We start from the raw sequence: 14,187 nt of genomic DNA on the forward strand, positions 1-14,187 counted from the left end.
CGCATGCGGTGCGAAGCGATCACCCTCAGCGCCGATTCAGTGCTGGATGCCCTCCGCCGCGGCGGCCGCGGCGCCGACGATCCCGGCGTTGTTCTGCAGGCTCGCGACCAGCACCGGAGTGCGGATGTCCAGCAGCGGCACCCATTTCTCGGCCTTCTTGCTGACCCCGCCGCCGACGATGAACAGGTCGGGCCAGATCAGGTTCTCCAGCACGGTCAGATAACGGTGCACCCGCTTGGCCCATTCGGGGTAGGAGAGCCCCTCGTTGTCCTTCACCGAAGCGGCCGCGCGCTTCTCGGCGTCGTGGCCGTCGATCTCGAGGTGGCCGAATTCGGTGTTCGGGACGAGCTTGCCGTCCTGGAACACCGCGCTGCCGATCCCGGTGCCGAAGGTGAGCAGCGCGGTCACGCCCGTGCGCGCGGCCGGGTCGCCGAAGCGGATCTCCGCCATGCCCGCCGCGTCGGCGTCGTTCAGCATCGCGACCTGGTCGACGCTGCGGCCGAGCCGCTTGGCGAACAGCGCGTCGGCGTCGGTGCCGATCCACTGCTTGTCGATGTTGGCCGCGGTGTGCGCGACGCCCTTCTTGACGACCGCCGGCAGGGTCACGCCGACCGGGCCGTCCCAGCCCGCCTGCGTGACGATGTCGTGCACGACGTCCGCCACCGCCGACGGCGTGGACGGCTTCGGCGTCTCGATCCGGATGCGGTCGCCGATGAGTTGCCCCTTGTCCAGGTCGACCAAGGCGCCCTTGATCCCGCTGCCGCCGATGTCGATGCCGAAACCTCGGCGGGTCGCCTCCACCACGGACGTGGTCCCTTCTCGCACGATTCAGAAGCCTGCCTCGGAGACTTTAACCGGATGTGGTGACATGTCGGACGTGGGAGTTGACGAGTCGTTGCTGAAAAGCGTCGCGGTGCAGGTCGCGACGGAAGCCGCCGCTCTGGTCCGCGAGGCCTGGGCGGGCATGGCGGAGGGCCGGGAGGTGGCCGTGGGCACCAAGTCCGGGGCCACCGACGTGGTGACCGCGGTGGACCACGAGTCCGAACGCCTGGTGCGCGCGCGGCTGGCCGCGCTGCGGCCGGGGGAGCCGGTGCTGGGGGAGGAAGGCGGCGGCGCCGCGGGCGACGGCGTGACGTGGGTGGTCGACCCGATCGACGGGACGGTCAACTTCCTCTACGGGCTGCCGTGGTTCGCGGTGTCGGTGGCCGCGCAGGTCGGCGGCGAGTCGGTGGCCGGAGCGGTGGTCGAGCCGGCGAGCGGGCGCGTCTGGTCGGCGGCCCGCGGGCAGGGTGCGTTCCTGGACGGACGGCGGCTGGCGGTCTCGGCGCCACCGAGCCTCGAGGTGACGCTGGTCGGGACCGGTTTCGCCTACGCGCGCGAGCGGCGGACGCGGCAGTCGCGGTTCGCGGCGGAGCTGCTGGGGCGGGTGCGGGACATCCGCCGCAACGGTGCCGCGTCGCTGGACCTGTGCGCGGTGGCGGCGGGCTGGCTGGACGCGTACGTCGAGCACGGGCTCAACCGCTGGGACTGGGCGGCGGGGGCGCTGATCGCGGCCGAGGCGGGCGCGGCGGTGTCCCTCCCGGGCGCGGCACCGGAGCTGGGCGCGGACGCGACCTACGCGGCGGCCCCGTCGATCGCGGACCCGCTGCGGACGGCGCTGGCGGACTGCGGCGCGGCGGAGGTCTGACGGCTTCCGAGGGGGCCCGGGAGGTCGCGAATGAGTCATTCGCGACCCTCGGCGACCAGGACTCCGGGCAGCGAGGGCCGCTTCGGGCGACCGAAAGTGTCGGTGCCCTCCGGTAGCGTGGAAAACGGGGGGCGCCCCCGCGGGCGGGGGTTGCCGGCGCAGGGTCAGCAGGCCACGTCGCGGGCCGAGGCCAGCAGCGTCTGGTCGACGACCGGGGCCGGCGCGCCGGCGGACTGCTCGTTGCCGCCGCCGCCCTGGTGGGCCTTCGACCAGTCGGCGAGCTGGGTGATGATCTGGCGGGCTTCGGGGCGGGGCCGGAGGTCACCGAAGAGCGTGCCGGTGACCACGTCGACGCTCGCGTCCTTGCGGTTGTCCTGGACCAGCTCGGCGCACGGCACCACGAGGCTGATCGTCCGGGCCGCGGTGACGCCGTTCTCGCCGAAGCGGATCTGGCCGCGGCACTTGGCCTCGCGGTTCTCGTACGCCGGGTCGTTGGCCGGCTCGGCGGCGCTGGTGAAGCCGAGCTCGCGCAGCGTCGTCGTGGTGATGCCGCCCTGGCCGCGGCTGCCCGAGGCGTTGAGGACCCGGTAGGCGACCTTGTCCGGCGGGATGGGCGCGCGGTCGTCGAGCGCGTTGTGGGGCAGGCTGCTGAACGTCACGCCCGGCGGCGGGCTCGCCGGCGGGTCGCACTTGACGGCCTCGTCGACGTCGCCCTTGCCGATGGCGGCGTGCACCCAGACGACGATCGCGCCCACGGCGAGCACGCCGATGACGATCAGCGCCGGCAGCGGCTTGTGCTTGCGATACGGCCGCGTCCCACGGTCCCCGATGCCGTTCCCCGACGCCACCTGCCCGTCCCTTCCCGAACACCGAAACGGCCGTGCGAAACCGGGCACCGCCGAGGCCGGTCAGCCTAGGCGCTGCGACCGACGCACGTGGTCCCGGGTCACCCGGTGGGTTCCCGTGTTCTGCCTGCGGTACCGGGCCTCAGCCGGACCGATCCCCGTGTGGCGATCGCACCACGGCGGGACCGGCCGGGGCAAGCGGAGACGGGCCGCGCGTGAAGTTCTCCACCTCCGCGCAACCCGAACGGACGACAACGCGTCTTACCTGCGGGTTCCCCCTGTCGGGTGACGATTCCCCGGCAATGTCTGACTCGTTGCAGAACCCGCACAGCGGTGAGCTACCCTTCCCGGGCTCCGGCCGCAGGAAGAGGCGCAAAAAGAAGAGACCTCGGTCACTTCGGCCGTCGGGCACAAACGAGGGCCCTGGAACGTTGACCAGCGGCACGGCGGACTCAAGGGCACATCCGGGGGTCCGGGAAAACGACTACACAAGCTGATCGCAGGGGTGAGGGACACATGGCTACCGACTACGACGCTCCGCGCCGCAGCGAAGCCGACGAGCTGGCCGAAGACTCGTTGGAGGAGCTCAAGGCCCGGCGGAACGAGAACCAGTCCGGCGTCGTCGACGTCGACGAGGACGCGACCGCCGAGAACTTCGAGCTGCCGGGTGCCGACCTCTCCGGGCTTTCCGGTGAGGACATGACCGTGAAGGTGGTGCCGAAGCAGGCGGACGAATTCACCTGCTCCGTGTGCTTCCTGGTGCACCACCGCAGCCGGCTGGCCGAGGACAACGGCGGACGCCTGATCTGCCGCGACTGCGCCTGACAAGCGCGAAGGGGTTCTCGGACACAGGGGACGAACAGACGCGACGGAGAGCCTCGAGGGCAGTGCTTCCCCGAGGGAGAGGCTCGAAGCGCGCTGGGGACAAGGGGGCCGGCCGGAAGGCCGGCCCCCTTCCCATGTCCTGCGGGGGTGGCGCCGGTTCAAGCGCCTTTGAGCAGCTCGGCGACGCGTTCGGGGTGCCGGGTGCTGAACAGCCAGTACGGCGTCGGGTCGTTCGCGTCGGTCAGCCGGACCTTGACGACCGGGCCGACCCAGCCGCGGTGCAGCACGTAGGCCGCCGGGTCGCCGTCGCGCCCCAGGGCCTTGCGCTTGGCTTCCTTGTCGAAGATCTCCACCTCGCCGGCGTAGCGCAGCGGCAGGTGGGCGTCGCCGACCCACAGTTCCGGTTCGTCACCGCCGGTGATCCGGACCTTCGATCGGCCCAGCGACAGCAGCAGCGCCACGACCACCGGCAACGCGATCACGTACGGCAGCCACGCCCGGATCCCGGGGTACCCCAAGTCGATCTCGGCGGCGAGCAGGACCGCCCCCAGCACCGGCAGCGGCCAGCCCCACCACGGGACGTACAGCCGTTCCGAGTGCCGCACCGCGGCGTTCGCGGCCGTCTTCGCTGATTCACCCACGGGTAGAGAGTAATCTCGCCGCCCGTGTCCAGCGTTCAGGTACTCCTCTCCCGGCTCGATCCGGATGTCCCGCTGCCCGCCTACGCCCGACCGGGCGACGCGGGCGCCGATCTCGTCACCACCTCGGATATCGTCCTCGGACCCGGGGAACGCGGTGTCGTCGGCACCGGCGTCGCGATCGCGCTCCCGCCCGGGTACGCGGGGTTCGTCCACCCGCGGTCCGGCCTGGCCGCCCGGGCCGGCCTCTCGGTCGTGAACACCCCGGGAACGATCGACTCGGGTTACCGCGGTGAGATCAAGGTCTGCCTGATCAACCACGACCCGGTGCACCCGCTGGAGCTGACGCGCGGCGACCGCATCGCCCAGCTGGTCGTGCAGCGGGTCGAGCACGCCGACTTCGTCGAGGTCGACGGGCTCGACGCGACCGAGCGGGGCGACGGAGGCTACGGCTCGACGGGTGGACACGCCACACTGGGAGCACCGGCGCTCGCCGCGAGCGCCGCCACGGGGGAAGGAACGGAGAAGTAGTGGGGATTTTCGGACGCAAGCGACGGACCGAGGGCGGGTCCGCCGGACGGCACGCCGCGCCCGAGGCCGACGACACTTTCGAGGACGAGGCGTACGACGACGAGGACGGGCCGGAGCTGTCGGACGTTTCCGACGGCCCGTTCGACGTGGCCGACTTCGACGACGACGGCATCCCGCGGATCGACCTCGGCTCGGTGAAGGTGCCGGTGCCCGACGGTTCCCAGGTCCAGGTCGAGATGGACCCGGAGGCCGGGGGCGTGCGCGCCGTGCACGTCGTCACCGAGCAGGGCCAGATCACGGTCAGCGCGTACGCCGCGCCGCGCTCCGGCGGGCTGTGGCGGGAGGTCAGCTCCGAGCTGGCCGACCAGCTGCGGGCCGACGGCGCCAAGGTCACCATCGGCCGCGGCCTCTGGGGCCTGGAGATTTCGGCCATCATCGGCGACGTCGCGCTGCGCTTCGTCGGCGTCGACCGGCCCCGCTGGATGCTGCGCGGCGTCATCGCCGGGCCGCAGTCGGAGGCCGCGGGGGCCGTCGAGGTGCTGCGCGAGATCGTCCGGCGGACCATCGTCGACCGCGGCGACGCGCCCATGCCGGTCCGCACCCCGCTGACCATCACGCTGCCCGAGGCGGTCGCCGAGCACATCGCGGCCCAGCAGCAGCAGGGCTGAGCCACCCGCGGGTCCGTGCAGGCCACCTTGGGTCCCCCAAGGTGGCCTTCACGGCTTTCGCAGCGCCCGGAGGAAGGCGAGGACGGTCGCCCGGCCGAGTGACTCGCGGTCCGCGCCCAAGGCCGTGAGCGTCGTCTCCCCGAGGGCCGCGCGGGGGAGCGCGCCCGCCCACTCCGCCGCGACTTTCGTCGGGTGGATCGGGTCGTCGGTGCACGTGCCGATCCCGGCCGGGACGGGCAGCGCCGCCAGTTCGGCCACGGTCGGCGCCGCCCGGCCCGCCGCGACGCGGAGGCTGTCCGCCAGGCCGTCGCCGTGCCGCCGCCACGCCCGGTCCAGCTCCGCCCGCAGCCAGCCCGGGCTGCCCTCGGTCTCCGCCAGTGCCGCGCCGACGCCGGAACCGGCCACCAGGTCCGCCGTCAGCGTCGCGGCCAGCGATGCGGGTGCCGGGCCCGGGAAGCCGTTCCAGGCCGGGAGCGCGGCCAGCAGGCCCCCGCAACGCCCCGGATTGCCCACGGCCCACTCCGCGGCGAGGTGCGCGCCGAACGAAATGCCGCCTACGAGCAGTTCGCCGTGTTCGTCCGCCAGCGCGTCCAGGACGGCCAGGTAGCCCTCGGCGAGCGCCGCGCCCGGCGGCGGGGGTGGCGCGATGAGCGGGACACCGAGGGCGCGCAGGGGCCGTTCGAAGACAGCACGGACGAAGACGTCGTCCGAGCCGGTACCGGGTAGCAGCACCGCGGCGGGAACTCTGATTGCGGACGTCACGTTGCGATCTTTGCGCAAAGGCGTTTCCCTGGCGGGGACCGCAGTACGCTGGAATCGCACGGGCCGCAAGCAAATTTGTCGCCAGGCCCCGGAGCACAGGAGCACCTATGTCCGCCAAAGACGGCGGCTACTTCAGCCGGTTGGTACGCAAGCTGACCAGCGACGTCGAGGATCTCGACGCCGACGAGATGTCGATGAGGTCCGGCGCCGAAGGCGCGCAGCGGGCCTGTGACTGCCGCTCCGGCGAAGAGGTCACCGTGATGGGCCGGCTCCGCAGCGTCGAGCTCTGCCCGACCAACGAGGCCGCCACGCTGGAGGCCGAGCTGTTCGACGGAACACAGGGCGTGACGCTAATCTGGCTCGGCCGCCGCCGGATCCCGGGCATCGAGCCTGGCCGGACGATCAAGGTGCGTGGTCGGATGGCCGAGCGTGACGGCCAGAAGGTGCTGTACAACCCCTATTACGAGCTCCAGAGCCCAGTGAGTTGATCACCCATCGTGACTGAACCCGCCCCGAGCGAGAAGAAGACCGACGAGGACGAGCCGCAGCCGACCCTGCTCGAGCAGATGGGCGGCGTGTCCGGCCTGATCTACTCGTCGGTGCCGGTGATCGTCTTCGTGCTGGCGAACTCGTTCTTCGGCCTGACCGCGGCCATCTGGACCTCGATCGGCAGTGCCGTGGCCATCACGGTGCTGCGGCTGGTCCGCAAGGAGCCCCTGCAGCCGGCGATCTCGGGCTTCTTCGGCGTCGCGATCGCGGCGTTCATCGCCTACCGCACGGGGTCGGCGAAGGGCTTCTTCCTGTTCGGGATCTACGCGAGCTTGATCTACTGCGGCATCTTCGTGCTGTCGGTGGTGGTGCGCTGGCCGATCGCGGGCGTGGTCTGGAACCTGCTCAACGGCACCGGCCAGGCCTGGCGGCGCGACAAGCCGTCCCGCTACGGCTACGACGTCGCCACCCTGGCCATGGCGGCGATCTTCGCGGCCCGGTTCGTGGTGCAGCGGTGGCTCTACCAGGAGGACTACACCGGCTGGCTGGCCTTCGCGAAGATCGCGATGGGCTACCCGCTGTACGCGCTGGGCCTGCTGGTGGTCGTATGGGCGGTCCGCCGCTCGGACAAGCGCCTGAAGGCGATGGCCGAGGAGGAGCCGGCACCGGAGACCGACGCGCAGGTCGAAGCCCGGCTGCGCGAGAAGTACGCGACTCCGGAGGCCTGAGCCCGCCGGGGCGCCCCCCGTTTCCGACTCTACCGGCAGGCACCGACAGTTTCGCCGTGTCGGCGGTCTGGTCACGCGTGATGCCCCGCCAACCACGCGAGATGCCCGTCCGGGCACGTGAGATGCCTTCTCGGTTTGTGCTCGATTGCGCGAGTTTCGCTTCGAGTCACGGGAGATCCGAGCTGGATCACGCGAGATGCGGGTGGGGTCGGGCGAGATCCGCGCCGAGGCAACTCGGCGCTCGCCTTCGAGCGGGAAAGTCCCGGTCCCGGCCAAGCCGAGATTTCCGGCCTGGCCAAGCCGATAGTTTCGTCACCGGCCTAGCCGAGATTTCCCTCCCTGCCCACATCGGGCGGGGGCGAGAAAGTCCGGAAGTCGCCGAGATCCCCGGCGCGCGGGGGCGCCCCCCGTTTTCCACGCTACCGGCAGGCACCGACATTTCCGGTCGCCCCGGTCGTCCACTCGCTCCGCCGCCGAGCAGAGCCAGGCTGAGCCGGGACGAGCCCAGACCGGGCCAAGCCGGGCCGGGCGAAGCCGAGCAAGGCTGAGCCGACCCAGGCCGGGCCAAGCCGGGCCGGGCCAAGTCAGGCCGGACCGGGCCAAGCCATGCGGGGTCAGGCCCGGGCGGAGCCGAGCCAGGCCCGGGCGGAGCCGAGCCAGGCCGCGGAAAGGCCCCTGGCGAACTCGCCAGGGGCCCTCCGCAAGCAAGACCTCAGTACCCGAGCGCCGTCCGGATCTCCGGCTCGACATCCGCGGTCGCCACGAACAGGAGCTCATCACCCGGCTCCAGCGGGTCCTCCGGCTGCGGCACGATCACCCGGTCGCCCCGCAAAATGGTCACCAGCGCCGCGTCCCGGGGCAGCGTCAGCTCGCTCACCGGCTTCCCGGCCAGCGGCGTCTCCGCCGGCAGCGTCAGCTCGACGAGGTTCGCGTTGCTCTGCCGGAACGTCATCAGCCGCACCAGGTCGCCGACGCTGACCGCCTCCTCGACCATCGCCGCCAGCATGCGGGGGGTCGAGACCGCGACGTCGACGCCCCAGGCGTCGGTGAACAGCCACTCGTTGGCCGGGTTGTTCACTCGGGCCACCACGCGCCGCACCGCGAACTCCGTCTTGGCCAGCAGGGAGACCACCAGGTTCGCCTTGTCATCGCCCGTCGCGGCGATGACGACGTCGCACTGCTCGATCCCGGACTCCTCCAGGATCGACACCTCGCAGGCGTCGCCGAGCACCCAGTCGGCCTGCTCGACCGCGTGCGGCTCGAACTGGTCGGCCTCGCGCTCGATCAGCATCACCTGGTGCCTGCCGTCGATCAGCTCGGCGGCGATGGAGCGGCCGACCGCCCCGGCGCCGGCAATCGCGACCCTCATGCCTCGTCCTCCGGTTCGCGGTGGGCCACACTGGTGACGTCGGTGACGGTGCCGGAACGCGCGGCCACCCACACGACGTCGTCGGCCTGCAGCACCGTCTTGGTGTCCGGCAGCACGGCGGTGCCCATCCGCATGATGAACGCCACCCGCGCGCCACTCGCCTGCTGCAGGGACCGGACGGAGTGCCCCACCCAGCCTTCGTGCAGCGGCAGCTGCAGCAGCGCGACGTTGCCCGACGGGTCCCGCCACGCCGACGCGACGCCGTCCGGCAGCAGGCTGCGCAGGAACCGGTCGGTCGTCCACGGCACGGTCGCGACCGTCGGGATGCCCAGCCGCTCGTACACGGCCGCGCGCTTGTGGTCGTAGATGCGCGCGACGACGTGCTCGACGCCGAAGTTCTCGCGCGCGACCCTGGCCGAGATGATGTTCGAGTTGTCGCCGCTGGACACCGCCGCGAACGCGCCGGCCCGCTCGATGCCGGCTTCGATCAGCACCCGGCGGTCGAAGCCGACGCCGACGACCTGCTGGCCGTGGAAGTCGCTGCCGAGCCGGCGGAACGCCTGCTGGTTCTTGTCGATGACGGCCACCTCGTGGCCGAGCCGCTCCAGCGCAGCGGCCAGGGACGCGCCGACCCGGCCGCACCCCATGATCACCACGTGCACGCCCTGCCTCCTCCTCGGCGGTTTCCCGTCCGTTGCCACCCCTACCTACCAGCGCCGAACCTACCGTGCCGCTCGCCCGTTACGCTTCCGTGGTGTCGAAGTTCCCGACCGTGCTGAAACGCCTGGTCCTCGGACGTCCGTTCCGCAGTGACAGGCTCGCTCACACGCTCCTGCCCAAGCGCATCGCGCTGCCGATCTTCGCGTCGGACGCGCTCTCGAGCGTCGCCTACGCCCCGGAAGAGATCTTCCTGACGCTGAGCGTCGCCGGGCTGTCCGCGTACGCGCTCGCGCCGTGGATCGGCATCATGGTCGCCCTGGTCATGCTGGTCGTCGTCGCCTCCTACCGGCAGAACGTGCACGCCTACCCGAGCGGCGGCGGTGACTACGAGGTCGCCAACACGAACCTGGGCGGCCGGTTCGGCCTGACAGTGGCCAGCGCCCTGCTGGTCGACTACGTGCTGACGGTCGCGGTGTCCACTTCGTCCGGTGTGGCCAACATCGGCTCGGCCGTCCCGTGGGTCGCCCAGCACAAGGTGCTCGCGTCGATCGTCATCGTCGTGGTGCTGACGTCGCTGAACCTGCGCGGCATCCGCGAGTCGGGGAAGGCCTTCGCGATCCCGACGTACGGGTTCATCATCGGCATCCTGGTCATGGTCGTGTGGGGCCTGGTGCAGGCGGCCACCGGCACCGAGGTGAAGGCCGAGAGCGCCGGGTTCACCCTGACCGCCGAAGGCACTTTCGCGGGCGTCGGGTACGCGTTCCTGGTGCTGCGGGCGTTCTCCTCCGGCGCGGCGGCGCTGACCGGGGTGGAGGCGATCAGCAACGGCGTCCCGGCGTTCCAGAAGCCGAAGTCGAAGAACGCGGCCACCACGCTGCTGATGATGGGCGTGCTCGCGGTCACCATGCTGGTCGGCATCATCACCCTGGCCACGATCACCGACGTCAAGTTCGCCGAGGACCCGGCGCGGCAGCTCGAGGGCGCGCCGGCCGGCTACGAGCAGAAGACGATCGTGGCGCAGATCGCGCACGCGGTGTTCGCCGACTTCCCGCCGGCGTTCTACTACATCTCCTTCTCCACCGGCATCATCCTGCTGCTGGCCGCGAACACCGCGTTCAACGGCTTCCCGGTGCTGGGCTCGATCCTGGCGCAGGACCGCTACCTGCCGCGGCAGCTGCACACCCGCGGCGACCGGCTGGCGTTCTCCAACGGCATCCTGTTCCTGTCCGCCTTCGCGCTGGTGCTGATCATCGCGTTCGACGCCGAAGTGACCCGGCTCATCCAGCTCTACATCGTGGGCGTGTTCGTGTCGTTCACGGTGAGCCAGGCGGGCATGATCCGGCACTGGAACCGGTTGCTGGCCAAGGAAACCGACCCGGGCGCGCGGCGGCGGATGCGGCGTTCGCAGACGGTCAACGCCATCGGCCTGACCATGACCGCCACCGTCCTGGTGATCGTGCTCATCACCAAGTTCCTGCTCGGCGCGTGGATCGCGATCGCCGCGATGGTGGCCATCTACGTGCTGATGACGGCGATCCGGCGGCACTACGACCGCGTCGCCGACGAGCTGAAGGATCTCGGCGACACCCCGACCGTGCTGCCCTCGCGCAACCACGCCATCGTGCTGGTGTCCAAACTGCACCGGCCGACGCTGCGCGCGCTGGCCTACGCCAAGGCGATGCGCCCGGACGTGCTCGAAGCCGTGACGGTCAACGTGGACGATGCGGACACCCGCCGGTTGACCGCCGAGTGGGACGCGCACAACTTCAAGGTGCCGCTGAAGGTCGTCGAATCGCCTTACCGCGAGATCACGAAGCCCGTTCTCGACTACGTGAAACGCGTGCGCGGGGACAATCCGCGCAACGTGGTCACCGTGTTCATCCCGGAGTACGTGGTCGGGCACTGGTGGGAACAGGTGCTGCACAACCAGAGCGCGCTGCGGCTCAAGGGCCGGCTGCTGTTCCAGTCCGGCGTGATCGTGGCGAGCGTGCCGTGGCAGCTGGAGTCGTCGGCCAAGGCGGCCGCGCGGGTCCGGAACGAGCGCCCGGCCGCGGGCGACGTGCGCCGCGGGTTCTCGCCCAACGGGAAGCCGGTCGTGGCCCCGAAGCCCAAGGAGCCGGCCGAATGACCAGCTGGCTGGGCCGCGTCCTCGAGGTCGAGGTCGGCGCGGTCGCGCACGGCGGCCACTGCGTCGCCCGCGCGGAAGGGCGGGTCGTGTTCGTCCGGCACGCGCTGCCGGGCGAGCAGGTCCGCGTCGAGATCACCGAGGACAACGGCGGCTCGTTCTGCCGCGGGGACGCCGTCGAGGTGCTCAGCGCGTCGACGCACCGGGTTCCGCCGCCGTGTCCGCTGGCCGTGCCGGGGGGCTGCGGCGGCTGCGACTGGCAGCACGCCGACCCGGACTACCAGCGCTCGCTGAAGGCGTCGGTCGTGGCCGAGCAGCTGCAGCGGCTGGCGGGCATCGAACGTGAAGTCGTCGTCGAGGCGCTCGACGGCGGGCCCCTGGACTGGCGCAGCCGCGTCCGGCTGGTCGCCGGGCACGACGGGCGCGCGGGGCTGCGCGCGCACCACAGCCACCGGGTGGTGGCCCTGGACGACTGCCCGATCGCCGTCCCGGGCGAGCTCGACGACGTCCTGGCGCGGCGCTGGCGGCCGGGCAGCGAGCTGGAGGTCACCCAGGACGGTGACGGCGGGGTGCACGTCCGCGAGCTGTCGACGGTGCGCGGGAAGGTCCGGGCGCGGCAGCTGACCGGCGGGGTCGCGGTCCAGCACGCGGCGGGCCGCGACTGGCGCCTGGACGCGCACGGTTTCTGGCAGGTCCACCCGGCGGCGGCGTCGACGCTGGCCGCGGTCGTGGCGGAGTGGGCGGAGGCGCCGGTGGGCGGCTCGGCCTGGGACCTCTACGCCGGGGTCGGGCTGTTCGCGTCGGTGCTGGCGGCCCAGGTCGGGACGTCGGGCCGGGTGCTGGCGATCGAGTCCGGCCGGCGCGCGGTCGCCGACGGCGAGCGCAACCTCGCGGACCTGCCCCAGGTTTCGTGGCAGGCCGGGCGCGTCGAGCACGTGCTGGCGTCGGCGGCCAAGCCGGTCGACGTCGTGGTCCTGGACCCGCCGCGCAAGGGCGCGGGCAAGGCGGTCGTGGAGTCCATCGTGGCGGGTGCCCCGGACCGGATCGTCTACGTGGCTTGCGATCCGGCGGCGCTGGCGCGCGATGTGGCGACCTTCGCGGCCCACGGGTATTCGCTGACGGACCTGCGGGCGTTCGACGCGTTCCCGATGACCCACCACGTGGAGTGCGTGGCGCTGCTGTCCTGACTCGCCTTTCACCGCGCCTTCTCAAAACTGCGCCTGCTCAAAACTGTCGGTGGTGGTCGGCACACTGTGTGCCATGACTGCTCTCGACGACTTCGACCTCGCAGCTTCGACGGTGACCCGCCTGGTCACCGCGGTCCGGGCCGGCCAGTGGGCGCTCCCGACGGCGTGCCCGGACTGGGACGTGCGCGCGGTGGTGAACCATTTGGCGCACGGCAACGCGAAAGTGGCCTTCTGGGCGGGCACGGGCCCCCCGGCCCCGGACGGCGACTACCTGGGTTCGTCGCCGGTCGAGGCGTTCACCGCGTCGGTCTCGGCGGCCCGGGCGGTGCTGGCCGAGCCGGGGCTGTTCTCGCGGCAGGTGACGACGCCGCTCGGTGAGGTGCCGGGCGTGTTCCTGGTGCACATGAGGGTGAACGAGTACCTCACCCACGGCTGGGACATCGCGGACGCGACGGGACAGCCGACGGACCTGGCGCCCGAGCTGGCGGCCCGGGCGCTGGAGCAGTGGCGGACCCGGTTCGGTGCGACGCCACGGCAGCCGGGCGGCCCGTTCGGCCCGGAGCTCCCGCCACCCCCGAACCCGACGGCGGCCGACGAGCTGGCGGCGTTCCTGGGCCGGAAGGCGGTGAACGGCTAGGAGGTGGCGAAGAAATCCCGCGAGGGCCGTGGCAGCCAGACGAGGCCGACGACGGCGAGCTGCGCGGCGGCGGCCACCGGGATGACGACGTGGAACATCGGCGAGGACGACCAGGAGAAGAAGCCGAAGACCACGGACAGCAGCTGGGAGACGGTGGCGAGCCGGCGCGTCCACGGACGGCCGGTGGCGAGCTTGACGGTGAGGAGGACACAGAGGACGAACAGGATGCCGTGGAAGACGGCGCCGGACAGCACGGCGATATCGGCTGAGCGCGCGACTTCGGCGGTGCCGAAGTCCGGCTGCCGAGCGGCGATCTGGTCGCGCAGCGTGTCTTCGCGCGCCCCCATGACGGCCGGGATGACGAGGTGGCCGAGCCCGACGAGGGCCAGCAGCGCCCGGGCGGCCCGGACGGGTGCCGGCAGGCTCCGCGGTGCCACGGTCAGGCGTCCTTGTGACGAGCCCGCTGCCAGCCCGGGACCGCGGGTGGGGCGGCGCTGTCGCCGTGCCGCGCCCAGGCCTCGTTGAGGCGGCTGACGAGCACGCGCGCGGCAGTGACGTCTTCGTCGGGCCAGTCGGCGATGACCCGCGCGAAGACGGCGGCACCGGCATCGACGGCGGCCTCGATCCCGGCGCGGCCGTCCGCGGTGACGCCGGCGAGAAAGGTGCGCGAGTCGTCCGGATCCGGTTCGACGGCCACCGCCCCTTCCCGCTCGAGAGCGGTGAGGTGCCGGCTGGTGGCGGAGGCGGTGAGGTCGAGTGCGCCGGCGATGTCGCGCGGCCGCATCGGGCCCTGGGCGGCGAGCAGCCCGACCACGCGGAGGCGGGTGAGGTCGAGGCGCCGCGAGATCCGCCGATGCCCCTGGTCGATGAGCTCCATGACGGCCCGGGCGAGTTCGGCAGGTTCATTTCGTTGCGGCATGAAACGAGTTTACCTCGAGTTGGCGCGCACACGGTGGCGATGGGAGGTGTCCCTATGTGGTTGTCAAGCCGCGGCGGGGACGGGAGTGGGTTCGGGGTGGCGGTAGTGGGTGCCGTT

At 71.9% G+C, this 14,187-nt stretch carries 17 protein-coding genes; 9 read left to right on the forward strand and 8 right to left on the reverse strand.

Annotated features, from left to right (window positions below):
• Window positions 1–36: 36 nt before the first annotated feature.
• Window positions 37–804 (reverse strand): polyphosphate--glucose phosphotransferase, encoded by a 768-nt coding sequence (ppgK, locus tag C2L58_RS22905; RefSeq protein WP_103339668.1) that lies wholly within the window; start codon window positions 802–804, stop codon window positions 37–39.
• Window positions 805–868: 64 nt separating this feature from the next.
• Between ppgK and C2L58_RS22910 the strand changes: the two genes are divergently transcribed.
• Window positions 869–1,687 (forward strand): inositol monophosphatase family protein, encoded by an 819-nt coding sequence (locus C2L58_RS22910; protein ID WP_103339669.1) that lies wholly within the window; start codon window positions 869–871, stop codon window positions 1,685–1,687.
• 164 nt (window positions 1,688–1,851) lie between these two features.
• Here C2L58_RS22910 and cei read toward each other — a convergent pair whose 3' ends face one another.
• Window positions 1,852–2,535, reverse strand: a complete 684-nt coding sequence (gene cei / locus C2L58_RS22915) for an envelope integrity protein Cei (RefSeq protein ID WP_103339670.1) — start codon at window positions 2,533–2,535, stop codon at window positions 1,852–1,854.
• Between the two features lie 513 nt (window positions 2,536–3,048).
• Between cei and C2L58_RS22920 the strand changes: the two genes are divergently transcribed.
• Window positions 3,049–3,357, forward strand: coding sequence for a DUF4193 domain-containing protein (locus C2L58_RS22920; RefSeq protein ID WP_013224476.1), 309 nt, complete (start codon window positions 3,049–3,051; stop codon window positions 3,355–3,357).
• A 158-nt stretch (window positions 3,358–3,515) separates the two neighbouring features.
• On the opposite strand, the gene C2L58_RS22925 is transcribed toward C2L58_RS22920, so the two are convergent.
• Window positions 3,516–3,998, reverse strand: coding sequence for a DUF3093 domain-containing protein (locus C2L58_RS22925; protein ID WP_013224477.1), 483 nt, complete (start codon window positions 3,996–3,998; stop codon window positions 3,516–3,518).
• 24 nt (window positions 3,999–4,022) lie between these two features.
• On the opposite strand from C2L58_RS22925, the gene dut reads away from it, so the two are divergent.
• Both dut and C2L58_RS22935 read left to right on the forward strand, forming a co-directional pair.
• Entirely contained in the window at window positions 4,023–4,526 is a 504-nt protein-coding gene (dut, locus tag C2L58_RS22930; RefSeq protein WP_103339671.1) for a dUTP diphosphatase, read from the forward strand.
• Window positions 4,526–5,194, forward strand: a complete 669-nt coding sequence (locus C2L58_RS22935; RefSeq protein ID WP_103339672.1) for a DUF3710 domain-containing protein — start codon at window positions 4,526–4,528, stop codon at window positions 5,192–5,194. Before dut ends, C2L58_RS22935 begins: the two co-directional genes overlap by 1 nt.
• A gap of 48 nt (window positions 5,195–5,242) precedes the next feature.
• Here C2L58_RS22935 and C2L58_RS22940 read toward each other — a convergent pair whose 3' ends face one another.
• Window positions 5,243–5,926 (reverse strand): alpha/beta fold hydrolase, encoded by a 684-nt coding sequence (locus C2L58_RS22940; protein ID WP_103339673.1) that lies wholly within the window; start codon window positions 5,924–5,926, stop codon window positions 5,243–5,245.
• A gap of 137 nt (window positions 5,927–6,063) precedes the next feature.
• On the opposite strand from C2L58_RS22940, the gene C2L58_RS22945 reads away from it, so the two are divergent.
• Both C2L58_RS22945 and C2L58_RS22950 read left to right on the forward strand, forming a co-directional pair.
• Window positions 6,064–6,444, forward strand: a complete 381-nt coding sequence (locus tag C2L58_RS22945) for an OB-fold nucleic acid binding domain-containing protein (RefSeq protein ID WP_003074944.1) — start codon at window positions 6,064–6,066, stop codon at window positions 6,442–6,444.
• Window positions 6,445–6,453: 9 nt separating this feature from the next.
• Entirely contained in the window at window positions 6,454–7,173 is a 720-nt protein-coding gene (locus C2L58_RS22950; RefSeq protein WP_103339674.1) for a DUF3159 domain-containing protein, read from the forward strand.
• A 712-nt stretch (window positions 7,174–7,885) separates the two neighbouring features.
• On the opposite strand, the gene C2L58_RS22955 is transcribed toward C2L58_RS22950, so the two are convergent.
• Both C2L58_RS22955 and C2L58_RS22960 read right to left on the reverse strand, forming a co-directional pair.
• A complete protein-coding gene (locus C2L58_RS22955) occupies window positions 7,886–8,542 on the reverse strand; it encodes a potassium channel family protein (protein ID WP_003067924.1) in 657 nt (218 codons plus the stop codon).
• Window positions 8,539–9,204: a potassium channel family protein gene (locus C2L58_RS22960; protein ID WP_103339675.1), complete on the reverse strand. Its 666-nt coding sequence runs from the start codon at window positions 9,202–9,204 to the stop codon at window positions 8,539–8,541. Before C2L58_RS22960 ends, C2L58_RS22955 begins: the two co-directional genes overlap by 4 nt.
• A 92-nt stretch (window positions 9,205–9,296) precedes the next feature.
• Here C2L58_RS22960 and C2L58_RS22965 point away from each other — a divergent pair, with 92 nt between their 5' ends.
• The 3 genes from C2L58_RS22965 (at window position 9,297) to C2L58_RS22975 (ending at window position 13,151) form a co-directional block, all read left to right on the forward strand.
• Window positions 9,297–11,330, forward strand: a complete 2,034-nt coding sequence (locus tag C2L58_RS22965) for an APC family permease (protein WP_199191392.1) — start codon at window positions 9,297–9,299, stop codon at window positions 11,328–11,330.
• Entirely contained in the window at window positions 11,327–12,514 is a 1,188-nt protein-coding gene (locus tag C2L58_RS22970; protein ID WP_103339676.1) for a class I SAM-dependent RNA methyltransferase, read from the forward strand. The genes C2L58_RS22965 and C2L58_RS22970 overlap by 4 nt, the downstream gene beginning before the upstream one ends.
• Before the next feature lie 73 nt (window positions 12,515–12,587).
• Complete coding sequence (locus C2L58_RS22975; protein WP_103339677.1) at window positions 12,588–13,151, forward strand: TIGR03086 family metal-binding protein; 564 nt, start codon at window positions 12,588–12,590, stop codon at window positions 13,149–13,151.
• Here C2L58_RS22975 and C2L58_RS22980 read toward each other — a convergent pair.
• A complete protein-coding gene (locus C2L58_RS22980; protein WP_103339678.1) occupies window positions 13,148–13,588 on the reverse strand; it encodes a hypothetical protein in 441 nt (146 codons plus the stop codon). The genes C2L58_RS22975 and C2L58_RS22980 overlap by 4 nt on opposite strands.
• Window positions 13,589–13,590: 2 nt before the next feature.
• Entirely contained in the window at window positions 13,591–14,070 is a 480-nt protein-coding gene (locus C2L58_RS22985) for a MarR family winged helix-turn-helix transcriptional regulator (RefSeq protein ID WP_103339679.1), read from the reverse strand.
• Between the last annotated feature and the right edge of the window lie 117 nt (window positions 14,071–14,187).

The organism is Amycolatopsis sp. CA-126428 (assembly GCF_002904335.1).
Classification (GTDB): Bacteria; Actinomycetota; Actinomycetes; order Mycobacteriales; family Pseudonocardiaceae; genus Amycolatopsis.

What these genes read in the sequence shown, in the direction of transcription:
- C2L58_RS22910 (WP_103339669.1), top strand. Translation starts at nt 869, where the DNA reads ATGTCGGACGTGGGAGTTGACGAGTCGTTGCTGAAAAGCGTCGCGGTG.
- C2L58_RS22970 (WP_103339676.1), top strand. Translation starts at nt 11,327, where the DNA reads ATGACCAGCTGGCTGGGCCGCGTCCTCGAGGTCGAGGTCGGCGCGGTC.
- C2L58_RS22920 (WP_013224476.1), top strand. Translation starts at nt 3,049, where the DNA reads ATGGCTACCGACTACGACGCTCCGCGCCGCAGCGAAGCCGACGAGCTG.
- C2L58_RS22975 (WP_103339677.1), top strand. Translation starts at nt 12,588, where the DNA reads ATGACTGCTCTCGACGACTTCGACCTCGCAGCTTCGACGGTGACCCGC.
- C2L58_RS22945 (WP_003074944.1), top strand. Translation starts at nt 6,064, where the DNA reads ATGTCCGCCAAAGACGGCGGCTACTTCAGCCGGTTGGTACGCAAGCTG.
- C2L58_RS22985 (WP_103339679.1), bottom strand. Translation starts at nt 14,070, where the DNA reads ATGCCGCAACGAAATGAACCTGCCGAACTCGCCCGGGCCGTCATGGAG.
- C2L58_RS22955 (WP_003067924.1), bottom strand. Translation starts at nt 8,542, where the DNA reads ATGAGGGTCGCGATTGCCGGCGCCGGGGCGGTCGGCCGCTCCATCGCC.